Here is a 20,196-nt window from a genome sequence, read left to right as displayed (position 1 = left end):
CCGCCGAAGCGCCGGGGCGCGCCGCCCGCGAGCTCACCCGGTCGTCACCCGAAGGGGAGGTTCACCACCGCTGGGGTGACGAGGCCGGCGGCACGTGACCCGCCTCCTGCTGCCGGGGAATCGGGTCCAAACAGGACACCAGGACCTGCTTGTCCTCCGGGTTGTCGATCCGCTGCCCGCTGCGCTCGCGGTACACCAGCTCGCCGTCACCGTCGATCTCCACCAGGCAGCCGACCTCGGCGAGCTGCTCCTCGTCCAGGTCGACCAGCCGCTCGTAGCGCGAGGGCACCACGCGGTACACCGGCCACGGCAGGTGCCCGAACGCCTGGTGGAACTCGGCGAGCAGATGCGCCATCTGCTGCTGCCACGGCAACGGCATCGACTCGGCCAGGGAGCGCGGCAGCACCACGTACCCGGCGTCCACGCCGTGCCGGGCGTGCTGCAGCGAGTCCCGCAGGGGCGTGCTGGACGCCGGCGGTCCCGCAGGACGGGGGATCGGGGCGTTGGTGTACATGCTGTCTGCCTCCCGTGGTGTCAGGTCAGCAACCGGGCGACTACACGCCGGGGCGCACCGCGTGCGGAATGAGGTCGTGCCAGACGTTGATCCTGGTCCTGCGGACCGAGGCTCCGGTGTAGGGCGCCTCGATCATCTCGCCGTTGCCGATGTACAGCCCGACGTGGTGGATCAGCCACCGGTTCGAGGAGTTCCCGAAGAACACCAGGTCACCGGGCTGGGCCTGGTCGAGGGGGATGTACGCGCCGGCCAGCCACTGGTCGTAGGTCACCCGGGGGATGGTCACCCCGGCGGCCCGGTAGGCGGCCTGCACCAGCGACGAGCAGTCCCAGGAGTCCGGCCCGTTGGCGCCCCACCCGTACGGGTCGCCGATCTGCTCGGACGCGAAGGCGATGGCCTTGGCCGCGGCCTCGGTGGGCGGCGGCGCCTCCCGGCAGCCCGTCGGGTCGTCGACCTTGCCGAGGTCGGAGAGCAGCTGGACGGCCATGCCCTCCCAGCGGTGGTAGCGGTCGGGGAACGCCGAGCGCTCCACGGCCTGCGCCGCGTCGCCGGGCCGCATCCGGTCCCAGTTCCCGATCCGCACCAACGTGTCGTAGAACCAGTTGATCTGCCAGCGCACGTCCAACCGCTGCTGCTCGCTGCCGTGCATGCCCCGGATCTGGAAGATGCCGAGCGAGTCGAGGTCGCCGTGTCGGAGGTTGCGCAGGCCCGACTCCTGACGACCGGCCTGCAGCGCGACCTGCCAGGCCGCCGGCGGCAGGTTCCGCTCCCGGCCGATCGTCATGATCAGCGCCGCGATCTGCAGCGACTCCTCCCCCAACGCGCGCACGTCGCGCCGCGACTGGTCGGTGCCCCCCTCCGGCCAGACACCCATCATCGCGTTGCACGTGCTGTAGGAGCGGGCCGCCTGCGCGGTTCCGCCGTTCCCGCCGACGACCGTCGACACGACGCCCGTCGTCGCCGTGACGACCGTGACCACCACCGAGACCAGGACCAGACCGATGATCGCGAGCCGCATCGTCAGCCCGCCCTGGTGTAGCCGGCCACCCGCCAGCCGTTCTGGGTGGAGATCACCAGGATCTGCAGGTCACCGGCGTCGGTGGGCAGCTTGACCTGCGTCGAGCCTGCGGTGGAGCTGAGCGCGGTGGGCGCGCCGGTGACCTTGGTGGCCGGCACGTTGGCCGGGTCGACCGTGCTCATCACGGTCAGGTACTCCTCCGTCGTGTAGGGCCGCAGGCCCTCCAGCCACTGCGCGCTCGTCATGCCCTGCGGGTGGTTCACCCACGCGCGGCCCCAGTTCTTGGCCGCCTCCAACGCCTCCGGCGTCGGCGCCGCGGGCGGTGGGGCCGCCTGCGGGATCGAGGAGTGCGTGCGCGGCGCGCGGCGCTCCTCGGAACGGGTCGGCCCGGCGGTGCTGCCCGGCGCGAGGGCCGCCGGCGGCGCCGTGGCCGTACGGGAGGGCCGCGGCGGCTCCTGTCGCGCGCCCGGGCCGTACTTGGGCAGGAGCAGCCCAACCGCGGTGGCCAGCGCGACGAACCCGACGACGGCGACGACGAGGTGCTTTGGCGAGCGCAGCGGCCAGCCCCACAAACGGCGGTAGACCGCGGCGCGCCCGCGATGCGTGCGGATCGGCATCCGTCTGCCCCCTCTCTCCCTCAGCGCACCCAGCCGTCGCGGAACTCCATGCCCCGCGACGGCCGGTACACCACCCACACCGGTCGCCCGGCGACGACCTCGACGTCGGCCCGCCGGGGCTCGGGCGCGGCCGGCCCGGCGCCGGCCGCGCTCTGGCGGCGGGACCCGTTGATCCGGGACGGGATCACGACGGCGTCCTCGCCGTGGTGGTCCCAGCTGCGGTCGACCACGGGCGAGGTGTCCACCAGCCGGCTGCGGCCCGAGGGCAGCTCGCCGGCGGCCCGACCGGGTCCGCGCCCGGAGGCCGCCGCCGTCAGCGCGGGCTGGCCGTCCGGGCGCCTCGCGGCGCCGGCGATGGCCCCGGCGACCGCGCCCGCCACCCCGGCGGCGCCGCCGATCGCCGCCGCGGCCGTGCCCGTCCGCTGGGCGTGCGCCACGACCGGGCCGGCCGCCTCGGGCCGGGCCCGCCGCCGGGCCTTCGCCGGCCGGATCTCCTCGTCCGGGTCCATCCCGCGGACCTGCTCCCAGAACTCGTCCTGGGGGGTGGGGCCGGTCGGCCGCTTCCGCCGCAGCCGGCCGAGCAGCCCGGGCCCGGCGGAGGGCACCGCGCTGCCGACCGCGCCCACGCCCATCTCGACCATCTGCCACAGCCGCCGCACCGGCTTGCCGATGATGAAGAACACCACGGTGATCAGCCCGGCGAGCAGCATCTGGGTGAGCAGCGAGAACCCGCGTCCCGGGTTGAAGATCCAGGTCAGCATCAGGGTGTGCATGCCGGCCAGCGCGGCCAGCACGATGACGTTGAGCAGCGCGGCCCCGATCGCGCGGCCGACCGCGCGCAGCACGTCGTGGTAGAGCATGGCGACCAGGCCGATCACCGGCCCGGCCAGGATCAGCACCCGCAGCAGCACCTGCGCCAGCAGGATGGCCGCCTTGGCCAGCAGCTGGAAGAGCGCGTACGCCACGCCCTGCAACGCGCCCAGCACGCCGGCGCCGAGCCGGCTGCCGTCGGTGCCCTTGAGGTAGCCGTAGGTGCTGCCCAGGGTGCCCTGGTTCGCGATGGACTTGAACGCGTTCTTCTTGGGGTCGGCCGACCCGGCGTCCTTGCCCTCGGCGACCTCCTGCTTGGTCCACGCCTGCGCGCGCAGCAGGTCCCTGCCGTACTGCTGGGCCTGGGGCGCGTCCGGCGAGCCGAACTCGCCCCGCAGCCAGTTCCGGTAGACGACCTGGTCGTGCAGCACGGTGGGCAGCGCGTTGCGCTCGTCGATGCCGACCTCCTTGAGGAAGCCGGCCTGGGCCTGGGAGGTGCCGGTGATCAGCACCTCGTCCAGGGCGTGCGTGTAGATCAACGGGGTCAGGTAGGTCGCCGAGGCGAGCCAGATGCCGCCCAACGCCCACATGCCGCGCTTGCTGATCGTCGCCAGGTCGCCCCGCCAGATGTGCCGGAACAGCACGATCGCCAGCAGCAGGGCGACCAGGCCGAACCAGGGCGCGTACACGCTGTTGTACAGCGCGATCGTCCCGGTCATCACCAGGTCGTCGAGCGGTTTCATCAGGTCGCCCGACAGCAGCATGTAGTGCAGGCCGTTGGTCGCGCCCACCAGGTTCTTGCCGACGTTGAACAGCTCGTTGCCGGCCCAGGTGTCGATGACCGCGTTCGGGTTGCTCGCCGCGCCCGCGACGCAGCCCAGGTCGTAGGTGTGCCAGACCAGCCCGGCGTAGCCGACCTCGTCGTAGGCGCTGCCCGGCTGGCCGGCGCCCAGCGGCGCCGGGTCGAGCGCGCCGACCATGCCGGCGCCGGGCCGCTCCGGGTTGGGCGCCTCCTTCTCGCAGACCTGGGCGTGGGCCACCGGGGCGCCCAGCACGGCCTGCCCGAGCAGCAACGCGATCACCGCGAACAGCGCGGCGCCGCGGCCGCGGGCACGGGTGCGCCGCGGTCCGCCGGCGCGCCGCGCGGCCCTGACCCGTCTCGCCACCGCCGTGCCGGCGACCAGGCAGCCCACCAGGGCCCACACGGTCATGCCCTGTCGTCCCGGCCGGGTCGGTCCGCGGTGGACCTCCCGCCGGCCCCGCCTCCCGCGGGCCCGTTCGTCGGCGCGCCCCAGTCGCCCCGGCCCACGCCGGCGGCCTGCAGCTCGGTGTCCGGCTCCGGGTCCAGGCCCAGGCCGCCGAACTCGTCCACCTCGTCCTCGCCGGGCACCCGCTCCGCCGGGACGGCGTCCGCCGCCTCCCCGCGCCGCGCGGGGCCGCCCGCCGGCTCCACCGGCTCGGCCACGTCCGGCGCCGCGGCGGCCACCGGCTCGCCGCGCAGCGCGTCCGGCGTGGTGTCCATCGCCGTCCGCAGGTGGGTCAGGTGGTCGCCGCCGAAGTCGATCCGGATCCGCTCCACACCGCCCGCGCCGTCGCCGAAGATGAACTGCCGCGGCGAGCGGTCGCGCTCGGTGGCGTTGCGGGCCACGCCGCCCGGCCGTCGGCCCAGGCTCGCGACCACCTGCTCGTAGCCGGCCCCGACCGGGACCTTGAGCAGCCGCAGCGCGTCGGCCTGCGCGTGCTCGTCGTCGAGCCGGCCGACGAACACCGAGTCCAGCAGCGACACGAAGCCCTGGATGCGCAGGAAGTCCGCCGGGATCTGGCTGGACAGCAGGACCCGGACGTTCCACTTCCGCGAGTCGCGGGCGAACCGGTTCATCAGCACCCGGCCGGTCGGCACCTCGGACAGGAAGAACGCCTCGTCGATCCAGACGCCCTTGCGCAGGTCCCGGGGCCGCTCGTAGATGGAGCGCTGGGTGAGCCAGGCGGCCAGGTTCAGCAGCTCGACGCCGAGCGCCTCGGCGTCGGTCCAGTGCTCGCGGCCCACGCCGTCCTTCGGCAGGGTCAGCCCGGCCATCGTCAGCACCGTGAACCGGTCGTCCCTGGCCTCGGAGTACGGGTCGGCGTCGACCTCGGGGATCAACAGGGACATCCGCTCCCGCAGCTCGTCGAGGAAGTCGGCCACGACGACGGCGTGCTCGTGGTGGTCGCTGGCGTCCCTGCGCAGCGCGTCGAACACCATGCCGGGGTGGGCGTCCTGCCGGCCGCCGACGGTGCGCACCGCCCGCAGCAGCACGATCCGGGTCTGGGCGAGCCGGGCCACCTCGTAGGGCAGCAGGCCGGTGAGCACGTCGAGCACCAGCCGGCGGCGGGTGGCCGCGGCCAGCGCGCGCTCCCTGCGCCACGCCCGCTCCGGGTCGTCCTCGTCGAGGAAGTGCTCCAGCTGCGGCTCGGCCACCACCCGGTACGGGTTGAGGATGCCGGGCTGCGCGTTGAGCAGGTTGATCGGCCGCGCGTAGGGCCGCAGCTCGGGCAGCTCGCAGAGCTTGGCCAGCGGGCCGGACGGGTCGAGCACCGTCCAGTAGGCGCCGGACCGCAACGTCTTGTAGACGATCCCGCCGCCGAGGAAGGACTTCCCGCCGCCGAGCCCGGCGACCATGGCGGTCAGGCCGGAGGCGTCCCGCACCTCCTGCGCCATCCACGGGTCCCAGGCCACCGGGCGGCGGGTGGCCGTGCAGGTCTCCCCGAGCAGGATGCCGCGCCGGTCGCCGACCTCCGCGGTCGCGGTGGGCACGGCGGAGGCCGCCCACACCACCGAGCCGCGCCGCATGTACGCGCCGGAGGCCAGCGGCTCGCCGGGGATGAACTCCCTGGCCATCGCGTACTGGGCCTCGGGGTGCTCGATCGCGATCTTCGGCTTGTACAGGTCGAGGAGCTGCTGGGCCAGCCGCAGCGCGTCCCGCTCGCTCGGCCCGGAGACCGCCAGCCGCCACCACGACCGGACCCTGGTGGCCAGCGCGGTGAACCCGGAGGTCATCTCGTCGTCGATCTCCAGCACCCGACCGGCCTGGCGGGCCAACGACTGCGGCGGCTCCAGCTCGTGCTCGTCGGTGTAGTGCCGGACCTGCGAGCGCACCTTGTTCATCTGGCGCTGCAGCTCGCCGGCCACCTCCTCCGGCCGGCGCACGTAGATCCGGGCCGACCACTCCACGGAGGCGGGCAGGCGGTCGGACCGCTGCACCCACGGGTCGTCGACCTCCGGGATCTGGAGGCCGTGCATCTGGCCGACGGTGAGCACGCAGAGGTGCCGGCGGATCCCGGCGTTGGAGCCGGTGCGGCCGCGCACCACGACCGTCGGCGCGTACGGCTCCTGGTGGAAGTCGGCGGCGTCGGTGAAGCTGGCCAGGTCCTCGGGCTCCCAGTCGGCCCCGGGCACCGCGGGCATGTTGCGCGGCGCGGGCAGCCCCAGGGAACAGGACCGGTGCATCAGCCAGGACATCTCCTCGGCGGTCACCGGGCGGCCCTCCAGCCCGGAGGAGCCGATCACCTGGTCCAGGTGCTCCACCTCGGAGTCCAGCGCCACCAGCTCGGCGTCGACCGCCTCCGGGAAGATGCGGCGCAGCACCGGGGCGGCCCGCTCCACCGCGCGGTCCACCACGTTGCGGGTCTGCACCTGGACGCCGAGGTAGACCTCCTTCTCCGCCATGGACCGGCCCATCAGCTGCTGCTGCTCGCCGATCATGTAGTCGTCGAAGGTCAGCGCGCCCGGCACGTCCGGCAGCCGGTTGACCGCGTTGTGCACGTGGGCCTCGGCCCACATGCGGATCGGGTAGGGCCGGGTGGTGACCCGAAGGTGCAGCCACCGCCCCTGGAGCTCGGCGTACTGGCCGGCGATCGCGTAGACCAGGTCCTGGCGCTGCGAGTCCGAGCGGAAGGACCAGCGCTGCGGCGAGAGCCGGTACCAGGCGAAGACGTCCTGCGAGGTGCGCAGCAGGTGGCCGTCGATGCTGCGGGCCGTGATGGCCGGCGTGTAGTGCGGGACCGACTGCTCGCCGGGCAGCCGACGGCCGCGGCGGCTGTAGACCCGCTTGTCGCCCCGGGTCTCGGACTGACGCGGGACGGAGCCCTCCGACCTGCCCCCGCCGCGCCGACCGCGCCGCTTACCGAACACCGCGAACCTCCTTCGTGCGGGCACGGGTTCCGCGCGTCCGGTCGCGCCGTGCCCTGGTCCGGCCGGACCGCGCCCGCCGCGGCCGGGGCCGCGTCGGGCTCACCCGGACCCTGGCCGCGCTCGCCGCCCCGCCCCGGGAGGAGGTGGTCTCCCTCGGGGCGGTCAGCTCGCGCAGCCACATCACGCCGACCGCCGTCAGCGGCCGCTCGTGGCTGATCCGGGAGCAGATGATCTTGGTGAGCACGATCGTGATGACCAGGGCCCACGCGGTGGAGAAGAAGCTGAACCCGATGCCCATCCGGCGTTCGACCGTCAGCACCAGCAGGAAGACGGCGATGCCCACGCCCCAGGCCACGTACCGGGCGCGCCAGGGGAAGGTGGCCCTCGGCGGGCCGAGCCAGACGGCGTCGACCCGGTAGACCTCGTCGTCGGTGCGGATCCGCACGGCGGATCACCCGCCGCTGAACAGGCTGGCGATCCAGCGGCCGATGTCGACGCCGGAGCCGGTGACCGCCAGGCCGATGATCGCCAGGGCGACGAACACGCCGCCCACGCGCTTCATCACACCCGCGTTGTCACCCTTGCCTCCACCCAGCCACAGCAGCAGGAGCGCCACCGTGAGCAGCAACAGGGGGACGAGGTTGTCCAGGATCCACTGCCGGATCCCGCCGGTTCCCAGGCCGGACTGGGCCAGCGTGGCCGCCGTGTTCATGGCCGTCGCGAGCATGTCTTACTCCTGGTGCGATCCCCGCCGGCGGCGGTCGTCGATGTTCGACGTGGGAACCATAGGACCACTCTCCGACGCTGAATACGTCTAATCCGGCCAACGCTCATCATCGCGACGCGGTGTCCCCGGGTGAACCACCGACGCGACCTTCTCCCAGTTGCCGGGACAATTCACCCACCTGCGGAACAGTCGACCACGCAGCGTGATCGTCTTCGGGGGGCACACGATCGCCAGCACATCCCACCGGGTTCCGGAGCGGGTGGCGGCGTCACCGGGCCACGTACCCCGTTCAGGGGTAGCGAGATCCGGGCGCCGCGCCACGAGTACCGTCGGCGAGCCGGTCCGCACCATCGAGCCGCCGCGAGGGAGATCCGCCGATGGCACAGCCGACCCAACCCACGCCCGGCTCCGTTGGTGTCGGCCCGGACACGAGCCGCGGTGAGGTTACCGGGGAGCCGGGCGACGGCCAGCGCCGGGTGCAGCGAACGATCAACTTCGACCGCGGCGTGCTCGACCGCGCCCGCGCCGCGGCCACCTACCTCGCCGCCCGCGAACCCGCCTCCGGCGTCCGCAGCCTCGCCGACATCGTCAACCTCGCCGTGGCGGCCCGCGTCGCGGAGCTGGAGAAGCTCTACAACGACGGCAAACCCTTCCGCCCGGTCTACCGCATGCCCCCGGGCCGCCCCTCCAGGAACTGACCCCACCCCTGTCGCGTCGTCGCCCCGGGCGCACACCAGCCGGGGCCGCGAGCTCCTCTGCTTGGAACAGAAAGAACGGACTGGTCGGTTTCCTCGGGTCCCGCACGGCCACACCCTCGACCGCAGCGGCGACCTCAACACTGGCACCGCCGTTGCCGCCGCTGTGGCTCGACTCGCGACGTTGCCCGTCCGACGAGCCATGAGCCTCGGCGGCCTACCAGGTTCTCGATCCACGCTTAGTCGTGATGATCACCTGCATCGGCCGGCATCTCATCCTCTCCCTGCCCGCCATTGACCGCTCATCCCTCGCCACCACCGCAACCCTCGCGCGCGACGTCCAGTGCCTCCACGACACCTGCCGCGACTGACCCACCTCCTGACCAGCCAGATCTCCCCTGCCCAACTCCCTCCACGCGAGCCATCGGACCTCGGGTATCTGACCACCGCGCGTACCCCTCTGCGGATACCGTCAGTGCCGCGAAAGATCACCAAGGAGATGCCGGATGCCCGACCGCCGTCTCGTCGTGCTGCTCACCACGCTGGCGCTCGGCGCCGCAGTGGCCGGTTGCGGCACGGCAGGTAGCCCGTCGGCGAAGGTGCCTCGCTCCGACGCCGCAACCGCCTCCTCTGCTCCCGCATTCCCACCGCGCCCGAAGAACATCCCCGTCGACAACTTCGACACCTGCACCACCATGAGCAAGGCTCAGGTGCAACAACTCGGGCTAGACACCGGACCAAGCAAGGGGACCAGGAGCGCCGACATGTTCGGCAACATGGGTTGCGATCTTTCCAAGGGGCGGGGAAACCCCACTACGATTATTTGATCGTCGCGCGACCTCAGGAAGATGCCGAGGCCTGGCTGACCGGGAAGCGACCGGTCCAGGACAAGCAGCTCACCGTCGCCGGATTCGACGCCGCCGAGACACGCAACGGCGAATCCTGCAACGTCGTCGTTGACGCAGCAGACAAGCAGAGCCTCGACATCCAGCTCTCGCCCTCAGGCAACGAGATCACGAACGATCAATCGTGTGAGAAGGCCAAACAGGGCGCCGAACTGGTCATGCAGACGCTGCTCCAGCGCTGAGAGCGTCACCCGACCGTCAGGGCTGCCCCAGCCAGACAGCGCGGCAGCGCACCGCCACCCCTCATGACTAGCCGCACCGGCATCTCGCGCGGCCATCCGAGGGAACGTGCGGACCTCAGGGAACCGATCACTACGCGTACCCCTCTGCGGTACCGTCAGTGCACGAAAGAAGCTCTTGCACACAGGGGGAGACACAGAGGTGTCCGAGGGCAGCAAGCTCGTCGTCAACAAGGAGAACGTCCTCCAAGCCGCCGCAGCCTTCCAAGCCGAAGCAGACCGAATGGCTGACGTTGTCGACATCCATGCCGGCAAGATGCGGTTCGACGCCGTGTTCGGCGACCCAGCGAGCGCGGACATGTCATCCGCGCTCCAGGCGCGCCTCCAGAGCGACCAGGACTCCCACATCTCGCGGGCAAGGCAGTACGTCGCCGAACTGCGGAGCGCGGCCTCCCAACTCCAGAAGGTCGCCAAGGACTACGGCTACACCGACGAGCAGATCGCGGAAGCCCTCTCCAAGGGAGTCTCGAGTGTCTAACCGTCCTTCTCCACGCCCTCTGCTCTCATTGCTCATTGCGGCTTCCGCACTGGCGGCGTGCAGCACCTCGGGTCAGCCAACAGCAAGCTCGACAACGACGACTGGCAACACGTCGGCGGCCACGAGCACAGCCTCCCGCCCGAAGTCGATCTCAATGGAGGGCCTTGACCAGTGCAAGGTTCTCACCCAGGAGCAGCAGCAGCAGCTCGGGCTGGACAGCCCACCACGGTTGATCACCGAAGGTTCGCCAGACAAGTATGGCAACAAGGGTTGCGCCTTCCGCAGGACACGATCAGAACCTTGGGTGAGTTATCTGGTCGTACCGCGCCCGCAGGAAGGCATCGAGGCGTGGCTGGACGGAAAGCGCCGTGTACAGGTCAGCAAGCTGTCGGTGGCTGGATTCGGCGCGGTGGAAACCCGGAACGGAACCACCTCCTGCAACATCGTCGTTGATGTCGCGGAGCGGCAAAGCCTCGACATCCAGTTCCGCCCGGACTCCACAGGCTTCACGGTGGACCAGATGTGCGAGAAGGCCAAGCAAGGAGCCGAACTAGCCATGCAGACCCTGCTCCAGCGCTGAGGTTCGAGGGGGAGAGGAAATGCACTTCGGGGTCGGGTACTACCGATACGAGGGCTTCGACCTGGAGACCAAGGTCAGGTGGGTCAAGCAGGAAGGCGCCGGCCTGAGCGTCCTGGAGGACAACACGAACGCGGTGCGCGGGCTGACTGAGGCGCTGTACCAGTCCGAGAACAACCTGCGTCGAGTCCTCGGGCAGATCGGCGTCGCCTGGGAGGGCAGTGGCGCGAACGCGGCCACGGCGGCGATGGGCCAGGCCACCAAGTGGGCCGCCGAGGCCGGTGACATGAGCCAGGCGAGCGGCCAACGACTCGACCAGCAGACCACCACGGCCTCGCACACGAAGAACGCCATGCCTGAGGTCGTGGCGAAGCCGGAGTACGGGTTCGACGACCTCCTGGGCGACGTGGCGAAGGTGGCGACCAACAACGCCATCGACGTGCAGACCAACTTCGACAAGCAGGTCGCCGCTCGACGTGCCGCCGACGAGGCGGCGAACCGGGTTCTCGAGGGGTACGAGTCCTCCTCGCGCTCGGTTCTGCAGAGCCTGCAACCGTTGCCGGAGCCGCCGAAGATCACTGTGGAGGCGGCGAGCGGTGGCACGCCGCCGCCGTCCAGCTCGGTCGACTCGTGGCAGAGCCGGCCGACCGGCCGGCGGAACACGGTGGTGAGCCCGAGGGGTGAGGAGAACAGGCCGCCGACCACGGTGACGCCGCCTCCGAGCAACCGGCAGGACGGTTCACTCCCGCCCGCGATCACGCCGCCGAACAACTTCCCGACCCCGGTGCCGATCGAGCCCGGGCCGGCGCCGAAGCCCACCCCGCCACCGCCGCCGGGTTGGCAGCCCTCCCCCAACCCCACCCCGTTCCCCCCGCCTGGCGTCCAACCTCCCTTCCAGTGGGGGCAGCGGCCGGGTGAGCAGCCCGTCCAGCGGGGAGGACAGCGCGGCGGCCCGGGTGGCGGTGGTCTGCCTGGCGGCGGCCGGGCCGGCGGTGCCGGTGCCGGTGCCGGCGGCGGAGTGCGGGCCGGCGGGTTCCCCGGCGCTGGTGGCCCCGGCGAGGGTGGTCGTGGCCCGTGGGGACGCGGACCGCTTTCCGGCGGGGTGATCGGCGAAGCCGGTCCCGGCGCGCGGGGTGGCGCGGCGGGTGCTCCGGGTCGGGGTGGCTCCATCATGCAGCCGGCCGTCGGTGGCGCGCACGGCGCCGGCGGCGGGGGCGAGGAGGACGGCGAGCACACCGACAAGTACGCGGAGCAGACCGACGAGCACTTCCTCGGCGGGCTCCCGATGGTGGCCCCGCCGGTGATCGGCGGGAACCCGCCGGGTCAGCCGTGAGCACGCCGATCGGGCACTGGACGCCGACCGAGCTGTCCACTGTGGAGTTCGAGGTGTGCTGGGAGCGGCTGGGGCTCGGCGACCTGCCCTACGTGCTCGACCTGCCGAGCCCCGGCCGGACGCGCGAGGAGCGGCGGGACCTCGTCGCCGGGGTGCTGGACCAGCTCCGGGCCAGGGACCTGGCCGACGACCGCGGGCTGCACCCGGACCTGCGCGACCAGTTCGACCTGCTCGCGCACTCCTCATGGGCGGTGGACACGCGACTGATCTCCGACCGCGTGGTGCGTGCCAGGGGCGCCGCCTCCGGGCACCGGGGGGTCGTCGCGGTCATCGACGGCGCGAGGGTCGTGTTGCGCTCGATGCCCGACCACACGGTCGTCACCGAGATGGTCGGGTTGGCCGGGGACGCGCCGGTCAGCAGGGCCAGGTCGGTCAGCGTGCGGGCGGCGGCGCTCGACGCGGCCGTCAGAGACGGCGCGGGCGGCGCGGACAGCACGGATGGCGGCGACCCGAAGTCCCTGGCCGGCCGCCTGGTCGAGGAGGGGGAACGCCCCGACGACGCGCACAGGCTGGCGCACATGCTGGACGGAGTGGTCCACCGTGGACAGTTCAGCGTCGTCGCCTCGGACGGCACGGGGCAGAAGCGGCCCGGTCCGTGGGTGGTGGGTTTCCACGACAACGCGGAGGGCCGGTTCCTCCAGTTGCGGCGCAACGGGTGGGTCACCGTGACGCCGCTGAGCACCCAGCAGCTCGTCGGGCACGTCCGGGAACTGCTGGCCAGCACCCGAGACGTACTCTGACTCCCGTTCGCGCCGTCCGGTCACCGCCCAGCGGTGGCCAGACGGCGTTTTTCCCTGCCCGGAAGAAGAAGACGTGCGAAGACCCCTGCACCGGCTCATCGCGGCGACGGTGTTGACGTTCACCCTGGCCACCACGTCCTGCGGCCGCGAGGCCGACCAGGCGGCTCCCCCGCCCTCTCCCACCACCACGTCGTCGTCCGTGACGCCGCCCCCGGTTCCCCAGCCGACCACCAAGCACTGCGGGAACAGCCCGCCCAACCTGTGCCAGGAATGGGTTCCGCTGGAGAAGCGGAAGATCACCGAGATCGCGGCGTTGGGCAAGCAGCGGCCGGGGCCCGCTGGTCACTGGGGCGCCCTCTACCTGTGCGGGATGGTTCCGGACAACGCGGTGGAGACCGCGTTGGGCGGGAACATCATCCGGACGATCCACCTCCAGTACTGCCTGTTCGAGAAGGCCGGCTCGTCCGCGCGCGGCGCCGGGGACCAGAGGATCGGATATCAGGTGAAGGTCTTCTTCCGGGACGGCGCGTTCGACAAGGTGTGCCGGCCGGGGCCACAGCAGGTCGTGGACCTCGTCGCCACGGTGGAGGAGGCGGCCGGGCGGCGCATGTGCGTCCTGAACCGCCCGGAGGACGGGATCGGTGAGAAGGAGGTTCGCAACGACGCCCAGATCATCCTCGACATCCCCGACGTCCCCGACCAGGTCGTCGTGCTCGAGGCCGAGAGCTCGGGCCGTCCAGCGAACCGCGCCGCGACGATCGCGGCGAACGAGTTCTCGCAGTCAGTCGTGAAGTTGTACGCCGCCTTCTTCCTCGAAGCGACGGCGAAGGGGAGCTGAGGGAGTGGCGGCGCGATGTCCCGCTACCCCGACGGGGCATCGCGCCGCGCGCCCCCCGGGCCGCTACCGCGGCTTGTGCGCTCCGCTCACGGTCGCCCGCAGGACGTCCCGGTTGAGGCGGGCGATGGACTCCAGCGGAATGCCCTTCGGGCAGGCCGGGGCGCACTCGCCGGCGTTGGTGCAGCCGCCGAAGTCGAGCGCGTCGTGGGTGGCGAGCATGTCGACGGCGCGGCTGTGCCGCTCGGGCTGGCCCTGCGGGAGCAGGCCGAGGTGGGTGGCCTTGGCCGCCGTGAACAGCATCCCGGAGCCGTTGGGGCAGGCGGCGACGCAGGCGCCGCAGCCGATGCAGGCCGCCGCCTCGAACGCCTTGTCCGCGTCCGGTTTGGGGATCGGGATGGCGTGCGCGTCCGGCGCGCTGCCCGTGGGCGCGGTGATGTAGCCGCCGGCCTCGATGATGCGGTCGAAGGCGCCCCGGTCGACGACGAGGTCCCTGATGACGGGGAACGCCCTGGCCCGCCAGGGCTCGATGACGACGACGTCGCCGTCGGAGAAGTGCCGCATGTGGAGCTGGCAGGTGGTGGTGGCCCGCTCCGGGCCGTGCGCCACGCCGTTGATCATCATGCCGCACATGCCACAGATGCCCTCGCGGCAGTCGTGGTCGAAGGCGATCGGCTCCTCGCCGTCGAGGACCAGCCGCTCGTTGAGGACGTCGAGCATCTCCAGGAACGACATGTCCGGGCTGACGTCGTCGACCGCGTAGTCGACCAGGCGTCCGTCCTCGTCCGGTCCGGCCTGCCGCCAGACCCGCAGGGTCAGTCTCACTTGTAGCTCCGTTGGCTGGGCGTGACGTACTCGAAGTCCAGGGCCTCGCGGTGCAGCACGGGCGGCTCGTCGGCGCCGGCGTACTCCCAGGCCGCGACGTAGCTGAAGCGCTCGTCGTCGCGCAGCGCCTCGCCGTCCGGCGTCTGGCTCTCGGCGCGGAAGTGGCCGCCGCAGGACTCGGTGCGGTGCAGGGCGTCGACGCACATCAGCTCGGCCAGCTCGAAGAAGTCGGCCACCCGGCCGGCCTTCTCCAGCGCCTGGTTGAGCCCCTCGCCGTCGCCGGGGACCCGCACCCGCTCCCAGAACTCCTGACGCAGCTCGGGAATCCGCTCCAGCGCCTTGCGCAGGCCCTCCTCGGAGCGCTCCATGCCGCAGTGGTCCCACATGAGCCGGCCCAGCTCGCGGTGGAAGGAGTCGACGGTGCGGTCCCCGTTGACCGCGAGCAGCCGCGCGACCCGGTCCCGCACGCCGGTCTCCGCCTCGGTCACGGCGGGGTGGTCGGCGGGCACGGGGTCGAACGGCCCGTCGGCGAGGTAGCCGCCGATGGTGTTGGGCAGGACGAAGTAGCCGTCGGCCAGCCCCTGCATGAGCGCGCTCGCGCCGAGCCGGTTCGCGCCGTGGTCGGAGAAGTTGGCCTCCCCGACGACGAACAGGCCGGGGATGGTGCTCTGCAGGTCGTAGTCGACCCACAGCCCGCCCATCGTGTAGTGCACGGCGGGGTAGATGCGCATCGGGACCTCGTACGGGTCCTCGCCGGTGATGCGCTGGTACATCTCGAAGAGGTTGCCGTACTTGGCCTCCACGGCGGGCTTGCCGAGGCGGCGGATCGCGTCGGCGAAGTCCAGGTAGACGCCGAGGCCGCCGGGGCCGACGCCGTGGCCGGAGTCGCAGACGTTCTTGGCGGCGCGGGAGGCGATGTCGCGCGGCACGAGGTTGCCGAAGCTGGGGTAGATGCGCTCCAGGTAGTAGTCGCGCTCGCTCTCGGGGATCTGGTTGGCCGGCCGCGTGTCGCCGGCCCTGACCGGCACCCACACCCGACCGTCGTTGCGCAGCGACTCGCTCATCAGGGTCAGCTTCGACTGGTGGTCGCCGCTGACCGGGATGCACGTGGGGTGGATCTGGGTGTAGCAGGGGTTGGCCAGCAGGGCCCCGCGCCGGTGGGCGCGCCAGATCGCGGTGGCGTTGCAGCCCTTGGCGTTGGTGGACAGGTAGAAGACGTTGCCGTAGCCGCCGGTCGCGAGCACGACCGCGTCGGCCAGGTGCGTGGTGACCTCGCCCGTCACCAGGTCCCTGGCGACAATGCCCCTGGCCCGCCCGTCCGCGACGACCAGGTCGAGCATCTCGGTGCGGGGGTGCATCTTCACCCGCCCGGCGTTCACCTGCCGCGCCAGCGCCTGGTACGCGCCGAGCAGGAGCTGTTGTCCCGTCTGGCCCCGCGCGTAGAAGGTGCGGGAGACCTGCGCGCCGCCGAAGGAGCGGGTGTCGAGCAGGCCGCCGTACTCGCGGGCGAAGGGCACGCCCTGGGCCACGCACTGGTCGATGATCTCAACGCTGATCTGCGCGAGTCGGTACACGTTGGACTCCCGCGACCGGAAGTCGCCGCCCTTGACGGTGTCGTAGAACAGCCGGTGGACGCTGTCGCCGTCGTTGCGGTAGTTCTTCGCGGCGTTGATGCCGCCCTGCGCGGCGATGCTGTGCGCCCGGCGCGGGCTGTCCTGGTAGCAGAACGACAGGACGTTGTAGCCCAGCTCGCCCAGGGTGGCGGCGGCCGCGCCGCCGGCGAGGCCGGTGCCGACCACGATGACCGTGAGCTTCCGCTTGTTGGCCGGGTTGACCAGCCTGGTGCCGAAGCGGTGGCGGTCCCAGCGGGTCTCGATCGGACCACCGGGCGCCGCGGTGTCCGCGATCGGCGCTCCCTCGACGTAACGCATCACTTCACCAATCCCGTGAGGACGGAGAACGGCACGGCCAGGAACCCGGCGCAGATCGCCACGGCGACGCCGAGCGCGACGCCCCTGAGGACGCGCTGCCGGGCGCCGTTGGACGCGCCGAGGGTCTGCAACGCGCTCCACACGCCGTGCCGGATGTGGAAGCCCAGCGTCACGATCGCCACCGCGTAGGTCAGGCTCACGTACCAGTGGCGGAAGTCGGCGGTGACGTTGCCGTACGGGTTCTCCAGGTCGCCGACCGGGTTGAGCCAGCCCGCCGTGAGGTCCATCAGGTGGTAGACGAGGAACAACGCGATGATCACGCCGCCCCAGCGCATGGTCCGCGCGGCGTAGCTGCCCTGCACCGGCCGGCGGTGCTGGTACCGCGCGGGACGGGCGGTCCGCGCCCGCCGGGCGAGCTGGATCGCGGCGGTCATGTGCAGGACCAGGCTGAGGAGCAGCCCGACGCGGGCGATCCACACGAACCCGCCGTGGCCCAGCAGCCCCTCGCCGATGCTCCGCAGCCACTTCGGGTGCTCGTTGAACGCCTCGGGTCCGAAGAGGACCTTGAGGTTGCCGGCCATGTGCCCGATGACGAACAGGAACATCGCCCCGCCGGTCACGGCCATCACGGCCTTCTTGCCGACGGTGGAGGCCCACAGCCGACCGATCGTCGTCCTCGGGGTCCGCGCCCGGGGGACGCCCGGCGGGGCGTTGTCCCCTGGCCGGGTGAGCCGCGTGCTCGCAGTTGCCACGCCGCGACGGTAGGAGCCGCCCCACCAGTCGTCCAATACATCGTTCGACTCGTGACGATAGCCCTACGCTATGGAAGTGACGTTGCAGCAGCTCGTGTACTTCCTCGCGGTCGCCGAGACGCGGCACTTCACGCGGGCCGCCGAGGTCACGCGTGTGGCGCAGCCCTCACTGAGCAAGCAGATCCGGAGCCTGGAGGCGGAGCTCGGCACGGCGTTGTTCACCAGGGCCCGCGGCAACATCGCGCTCACCCCGGCGGGCGAGGCGCTGCTGCCGCTGGCCAAGCGGATCCTCGCCGACGTGGAGACGGCCCGGCTGGAGGTGCAGGAGCTGGTGGGGCTGCGCCGCGGCCGGGTGCGCGTCGGCGCCACCCCGAGCCTGAGCCTGAGCCTGCTGCCGGACGTCCTGCGCCGGTTCCACGACACCTACCCGGGCATTCACCTGATGGTGGAGGAGAGCGGGTCGCGGGACCTGGTGCGCGAGCTGACCAGGGGTCAGCTCGACCTGGCCCTGGTCATCGTCCCGCCGGAGGGCGCCGACCCGGCGCTGACCACGCTGCCGATCCTGCACGAGGACCTCGTGGTCGCCTCCAGCGTGGACGACCCGCCGCCCACGCACCGCCACCACCTGCGGATCACGGAGCTGGCCGACCGGCCGCTGGTGATGTTCCGCCCGGGCTACGACCTGCGCGAGGCCACGCTCGCGGCCTGCCGCACCGCCGGCGTCAGCCCCCGCTTCGCGGTGGAGGGCGGGGAGTTGAACGCGGTGCTGCGGTTCGTGGAGGCGGGCCTCGGGGTGGCGATCGTGCCGAGCATGGTGCTGCGGGACCGCCCTCGGCTGCGGGGTACGCCGCTGGCGCCGCCGGGCATCAGCCGGACGATCGCCCTGGCCTACCGGACCGACGTCAGCCTGCCCCACGCGGCTCGGGCGCTGCGCTCCACGTTGCTGACGTACGTGACGCGCTCCGCCGACCTGCACCGGCTTGCGCCCGGCGTGCAGTCGCTGCCCACCCCCGGCGCGCCGGACTGAGCCCTACCGCCGGTCTACCGCCGCCCGCCGCGCTACCGCTGCCCGCCCCGCTCCGCGTCCGGCCGCTCGTCCGGCGGGGGCTCCGGCGCGAAGGTCTGCGCGTTGTCCCGGCCCGGGGTCGGCGCCCCGGGGTCGACGAGCTTCTTCGCCTTCTCCTTCAGCTTCTCCATCGGCGTCCGCTCGTCCTCCGACGGCGCGCCCTCGGGTTCGCTGGTCACCGGCTCCGCCTCCCTCGCCTCACCCGGACCGTCCGGGGCGGGAGTACCCGTTCCCGACCTTCGCGACGCCTGCCGGCGCCGGGCGGGGAGGGGGAGCGGAAAGGGAGCGGACGAGCTGGCCTGTAAGCCGGATTCTGTTCCCGGGGGCCTCGCGGCGCTCCCGTTCGGCGACCATCCATCTAGGCCTGCCGTCGCCGGCAGGCTCGTGCGGCCTACCCGCAGGCATCGGGCGGGCGACCCTCGAACGCCTGCGCAGGCACCACGTGTGGCGCCCTCTTGGCCTTGCTCCAGGTGGGGTTTACCGAGCCACCCCGGTCACCCGGGGTGCTGGTGGTCTCTTACACCACCGTTTCACCCTTACCCGGCGGCTGCCGGGCGGTCTGCTTTCTGTGGCACTGTCCCGCGGGTCACCCCGGGTTGCCGTTAGCAACCACCCTGCCCTGTGGAGTCCGGACTTTCCTCGGCGGCGACCCGCTCCCCGGGGGGACGGGACGCCAACGCGGTCGCCCGGCCAGCTCGTCCGCTCGACAGATCCTAACGCCAGGGCGGGGCCGGACCTTCCCCGGCGTCCTGGCCGACCGCTCAGCCCAGGTGCGAGGTGTCGTTGACCAGGCGGACCGAGGCGTGGCCGTCCGGGTAGAACTCGGCGACCGACAGCGACGCCAGGTCCAGGTGCAGCCGGTACAGCAGCGACGGCCCGACGTCCATGGCCATCCGCAGCACCGACTTGATCGGGGTGACGTGGCTCACCACGACGATCGTCGCCCCGCCGTGGCTCGCGATCAGCTCGTCCCTGGCCCGGCGCACCCGCCGGTGGACCTGGTCGAAGCTCTCCCCGCCGGGCGTCGGCACGCTCGGGTCGGACAGCCACCGCCGGTGCAGCTCCGGGTCGCGCTCGGCGGCCTCGGCGAACGTCAGCCCCTCCCACGCGCCGAAGTCGGTCTCGACCAGGCCCTCGTGCGTCGTCGGCTCGACGCCGAGCGCGTCGGCCACGGCCCGCGCGGTCTGCCTGGTCCGCGCCAGCGGCGAGGACACCACGGCCGCCACGTTCTCGATCCCGGCCAGCCGCTTCGCCGCGGCCGCCGCCTGCTGCTCGCCCACCGCGCTCAGCGGCACGTCCCCGCGCCCGGAGTACCGGCGCTGCGCGGACATCTCCGTCTGCCCGTGCCGGAGCAGGAGGAAGCGGGTGGGTTCGCCGACCGCGCCGGTCCACGCGCTGGGCGGGCCGGTCCGCGCGGCCAGGGCCGTCGCCGGCTCGGCGATCGCGTCGGTCGAGGTGGCACCGGTCGAGGTGGGCGTCTCGGGCTCGGCCCGCCGGCCGCCGCCGGCCTGCTCGTCCATCGCCTCGTTGGCGAGTCGGTCGGCGTGGGCGTTGCGGGCGCGCGGCACCCACGTGTACCGGACGTCGGACAGGCCCCTGGCCAGCCGCCCGCCCTCCTCCACCAGCGGCTGGAGGTGCGCCTGCCGCACCTTCCACCGGCCGCTCATCTGCTCGACGACGAGCTTGGAGTCCATGCGGACCTCGACCTCGTCGGCGCCCAGCTCGACGGCCGCGCGCAGCCCGGCGAGCAGGCCCTCGTATTCGGCGACGTTGTTGGTGGTCACGCCCAAACCGCCCGAGCGTTCCGCCAGCACCTCGCCGGTGCGGGCGTCCCGCACCACCGCGCCGTAGCCCGCCGGCCCGGGGTTGCCCCGCGAACCGCCGTCGGCCTCGACGACCACCT

At 72.4% G+C, this 20,196-nt stretch carries 22 protein-coding genes, 1 other RNA gene and 1 pseudogene; 10 read left to right on the top strand and 14 right to left on the bottom strand.

Going from position 1 to position 20,196, the window contains the following annotated elements; genetic code table 11:
• Window positions 1–61: 61 nt before the first annotated feature.
• From BUE43_RS30100 to BUE43_RS30070, 7 genes are all read right to left on the bottom strand, one after another.
• Window positions 62–514 carry an adenine nucleotide alpha hydrolase family protein gene (locus BUE43_RS30100; protein ID WP_073489714.1) on the bottom strand — a complete coding sequence of 151 codons (453 nt, stop codon included), beginning with the start codon at window positions 512–514 and terminating at the stop codon, window positions 62–64.
• A 40-nt stretch (window positions 515–554) separates the two neighbouring features.
• Window positions 555–1,532: a C40 family peptidase gene (locus BUE43_RS30095; protein WP_073489713.1), complete on the bottom strand. Its 978-nt coding sequence runs from the start codon at window positions 1,530–1,532 to the stop codon at window positions 555–557.
• Window positions 1,533–1,534: 2 nt separating this feature from the next.
• A complete protein-coding gene (locus tag BUE43_RS30090; protein ID WP_073489712.1) occupies window positions 1,535–2,149 on the bottom strand; it encodes a hypothetical protein in 615 nt (204 codons plus the stop codon).
• A 20-nt stretch (window positions 2,150–2,169) separates the two neighbouring features.
• Window positions 2,170–4,170: a hypothetical protein gene (locus BUE43_RS30085; protein ID WP_073489711.1), complete on the bottom strand. Its 2,001-nt coding sequence runs from the start codon at window positions 4,168–4,170 to the stop codon at window positions 2,170–2,172.
• A complete protein-coding gene (locus BUE43_RS30080; RefSeq protein WP_234996007.1) occupies window positions 4,167–7,019 on the bottom strand; it encodes an ATP-binding protein in 2,853 nt (950 codons plus the stop codon). The genes BUE43_RS30085 and BUE43_RS30080 overlap by 4 nt, the downstream gene beginning before the upstream one ends.
• A gap of 100 nt (window positions 7,020–7,119) precedes the next feature.
• On the bottom strand, window positions 7,120–7,575 hold the full coding sequence (locus BUE43_RS30075; protein ID WP_143174491.1) for a hypothetical protein: 456 nt from the start codon (window positions 7,573–7,575) through the stop codon (window positions 7,120–7,122).
• 6 nt (window positions 7,576–7,581) lie between these two features.
• Window positions 7,582–7,857 carry a hypothetical protein gene (locus tag BUE43_RS30070; RefSeq protein WP_143174490.1) on the bottom strand — a complete coding sequence of 92 codons (276 nt, stop codon included), beginning with the start codon at window positions 7,855–7,857 and terminating at the stop codon, window positions 7,582–7,584.
• A 377-nt stretch (window positions 7,858–8,234) separates the two neighbouring features.
• On the opposite strand from BUE43_RS30070, the gene BUE43_RS30065 reads away from it, so the two are divergent.
• On the top strand, window positions 8,235–8,555 hold the full coding sequence (locus BUE43_RS30065; RefSeq protein ID WP_073489709.1) for a hypothetical protein: 321 nt from the start codon (window positions 8,235–8,237) through the stop codon (window positions 8,553–8,555).
• On the opposite strand, the pseudogene BUE43_RS30060 reads toward BUE43_RS30065, so the two are convergent.
• Window positions 8,446–8,721, bottom strand: a pseudogene (locus tag BUE43_RS30060) (DUF397 domain-containing protein); the annotation flags it as partial. The gene BUE43_RS30065 and the pseudogene BUE43_RS30060 overlap by 110 nt on opposite strands.
• Before the next feature lie 79 nt (window positions 8,722–8,800).
• Here BUE43_RS30060 and BUE43_RS35725 point away from each other — a divergent pair.
• The 8 genes from BUE43_RS35725 (at window position 8,801) to BUE43_RS30025 (ending at window position 13,722) form a co-directional block, all read left to right on the top strand.
• The gene (locus BUE43_RS35725) at window positions 8,801–8,923 is read left to right on the top strand and encodes a hypothetical protein (protein ID WP_268844457.1); all 123 of its coding nucleotides are present in this window, start codon (window positions 8,801–8,803) and stop codon (window positions 8,921–8,923) included.
• 135 nt (window positions 8,924–9,058) lie between these two features.
• Window positions 9,059–9,379: a DUF3558 family protein gene (locus tag BUE43_RS35720; protein ID WP_073489707.1), complete on the top strand. Its 321-nt coding sequence runs from the start codon at window positions 9,059–9,061 to the stop codon at window positions 9,377–9,379.
• Window positions 9,376–9,639, top strand: a complete 264-nt coding sequence (locus BUE43_RS35715) for a DUF3558 family protein (protein WP_073489706.1) — start codon at window positions 9,376–9,378, stop codon at window positions 9,637–9,639. Before BUE43_RS35720 ends, BUE43_RS35715 begins: the two co-directional genes overlap by 4 nt.
• A 199-nt stretch (window positions 9,640–9,838) precedes the next feature.
• Window positions 9,839–10,174: a hypothetical protein gene (locus BUE43_RS34475; RefSeq protein WP_073489705.1), complete on the top strand. Its 336-nt coding sequence runs from the start codon at window positions 9,839–9,841 to the stop codon at window positions 10,172–10,174.
• On the top strand, window positions 10,167–10,754 hold the full coding sequence (locus BUE43_RS30040; protein WP_159447811.1) for a DUF3558 domain-containing protein: 588 nt from the start codon (window positions 10,167–10,169) through the stop codon (window positions 10,752–10,754). The genes BUE43_RS34475 and BUE43_RS30040 overlap by 8 nt, the downstream gene beginning before the upstream one ends.
• A 19-nt stretch (window positions 10,755–10,773) precedes the next feature.
• On the top strand, window positions 10,774–12,084 hold the full coding sequence (locus tag BUE43_RS34470; RefSeq protein WP_073489703.1) for a hypothetical protein: 1,311 nt from the start codon (window positions 10,774–10,776) through the stop codon (window positions 12,082–12,084).
• Window positions 12,081–12,884 carry an ESX secretion-associated protein EspG gene (locus tag BUE43_RS30030; RefSeq protein WP_073489702.1) on the top strand — a complete coding sequence of 268 codons (804 nt, stop codon included), beginning with the start codon at window positions 12,081–12,083 and terminating at the stop codon, window positions 12,882–12,884. Before BUE43_RS34470 ends, BUE43_RS30030 begins: the two co-directional genes overlap by 4 nt.
• A 73-nt stretch (window positions 12,885–12,957) precedes the next feature.
• Entirely contained in the window at window positions 12,958–13,722 is a 765-nt protein-coding gene (locus BUE43_RS30025) for a hypothetical protein (protein ID WP_073489701.1), read from the top strand.
• A 63-nt stretch (window positions 13,723–13,785) separates the two neighbouring features.
• Here the strand turns inward: BUE43_RS30025 and BUE43_RS30020 are convergent, their stop codons facing one another.
• Genes BUE43_RS30020 through BUE43_RS30010 form a run of 3 tightly spaced genes read right to left on the bottom strand, consistent with a single transcriptional unit; the run spans window position 13,786 to window position 17,227 of the window.
• On the bottom strand, window positions 13,786–14,544 hold the full coding sequence (locus BUE43_RS30020) for a succinate dehydrogenase/fumarate reductase iron-sulfur subunit (RefSeq protein ID WP_073489700.1): 759 nt from the start codon (window positions 14,542–14,544) through the stop codon (window positions 13,786–13,788).
• Entirely contained in the window at window positions 14,541–16,475 is a 1,935-nt protein-coding gene (locus tag BUE43_RS30015; RefSeq protein WP_073489748.1) for a fumarate reductase/succinate dehydrogenase flavoprotein subunit, read from the bottom strand. Before BUE43_RS30015 ends, BUE43_RS30020 begins: the two co-directional genes overlap by 4 nt.
• Window positions 16,475–17,227, bottom strand: coding sequence for a succinate dehydrogenase cytochrome b subunit (locus BUE43_RS30010; RefSeq protein ID WP_073489749.1), 753 nt, complete (start codon window positions 17,225–17,227; stop codon window positions 16,475–16,477). Before BUE43_RS30010 ends, BUE43_RS30015 begins: the two co-directional genes overlap by 1 nt.
• Before the next feature lie 76 nt (window positions 17,228–17,303).
• Between BUE43_RS30010 and BUE43_RS30005 the strand changes: the two genes are divergently transcribed.
• A complete protein-coding gene (locus BUE43_RS30005; protein ID WP_073489747.1) occupies window positions 17,304–18,254 on the top strand; it encodes a LysR family transcriptional regulator in 951 nt (316 codons plus the stop codon).
• A 32-nt stretch (window positions 18,255–18,286) separates the two neighbouring features.
• Here BUE43_RS30005 and BUE43_RS30000 read toward each other — a convergent pair whose 3' ends face one another.
• The 3 genes from BUE43_RS30000 to BUE43_RS29990 form a co-directional block, all read right to left on the bottom strand.
• Window positions 18,287–18,472: a hypothetical protein gene (locus BUE43_RS30000; RefSeq protein WP_073489699.1), complete on the bottom strand. Its 186-nt coding sequence runs from the start codon at window positions 18,470–18,472 to the stop codon at window positions 18,287–18,289.
• A gap of 107 nt (window positions 18,473–18,579) precedes the next feature.
• An RNA gene (gene rnpB / locus BUE43_RS29995) (RNase P RNA component class A) lies at window positions 18,580–18,991 on the bottom strand.
• A gap of 63 nt (window positions 18,992–19,054) precedes the next feature.
• Window positions 19,055–20,194 carry a bifunctional RNase H/acid phosphatase gene (locus BUE43_RS29990; RefSeq protein ID WP_073489745.1) on the bottom strand — a complete coding sequence of 380 codons (1,140 nt, stop codon included), beginning with the start codon at window positions 20,192–20,194 and terminating at the stop codon, window positions 19,055–19,057.
• Window positions 20,195–20,196 lie beyond the last annotated feature (2 nt).

It is taken from the genome of Streptoalloteichus hindustanus, from assembly GCF_900129375.1.
Lineage (GTDB): Bacteria > Actinomycetota > Actinomycetes > Mycobacteriales > Pseudonocardiaceae > Streptoalloteichus > Streptoalloteichus hindustanus.
This window is presented reverse-complemented; position numbering and strand designations above follow the sequence as displayed.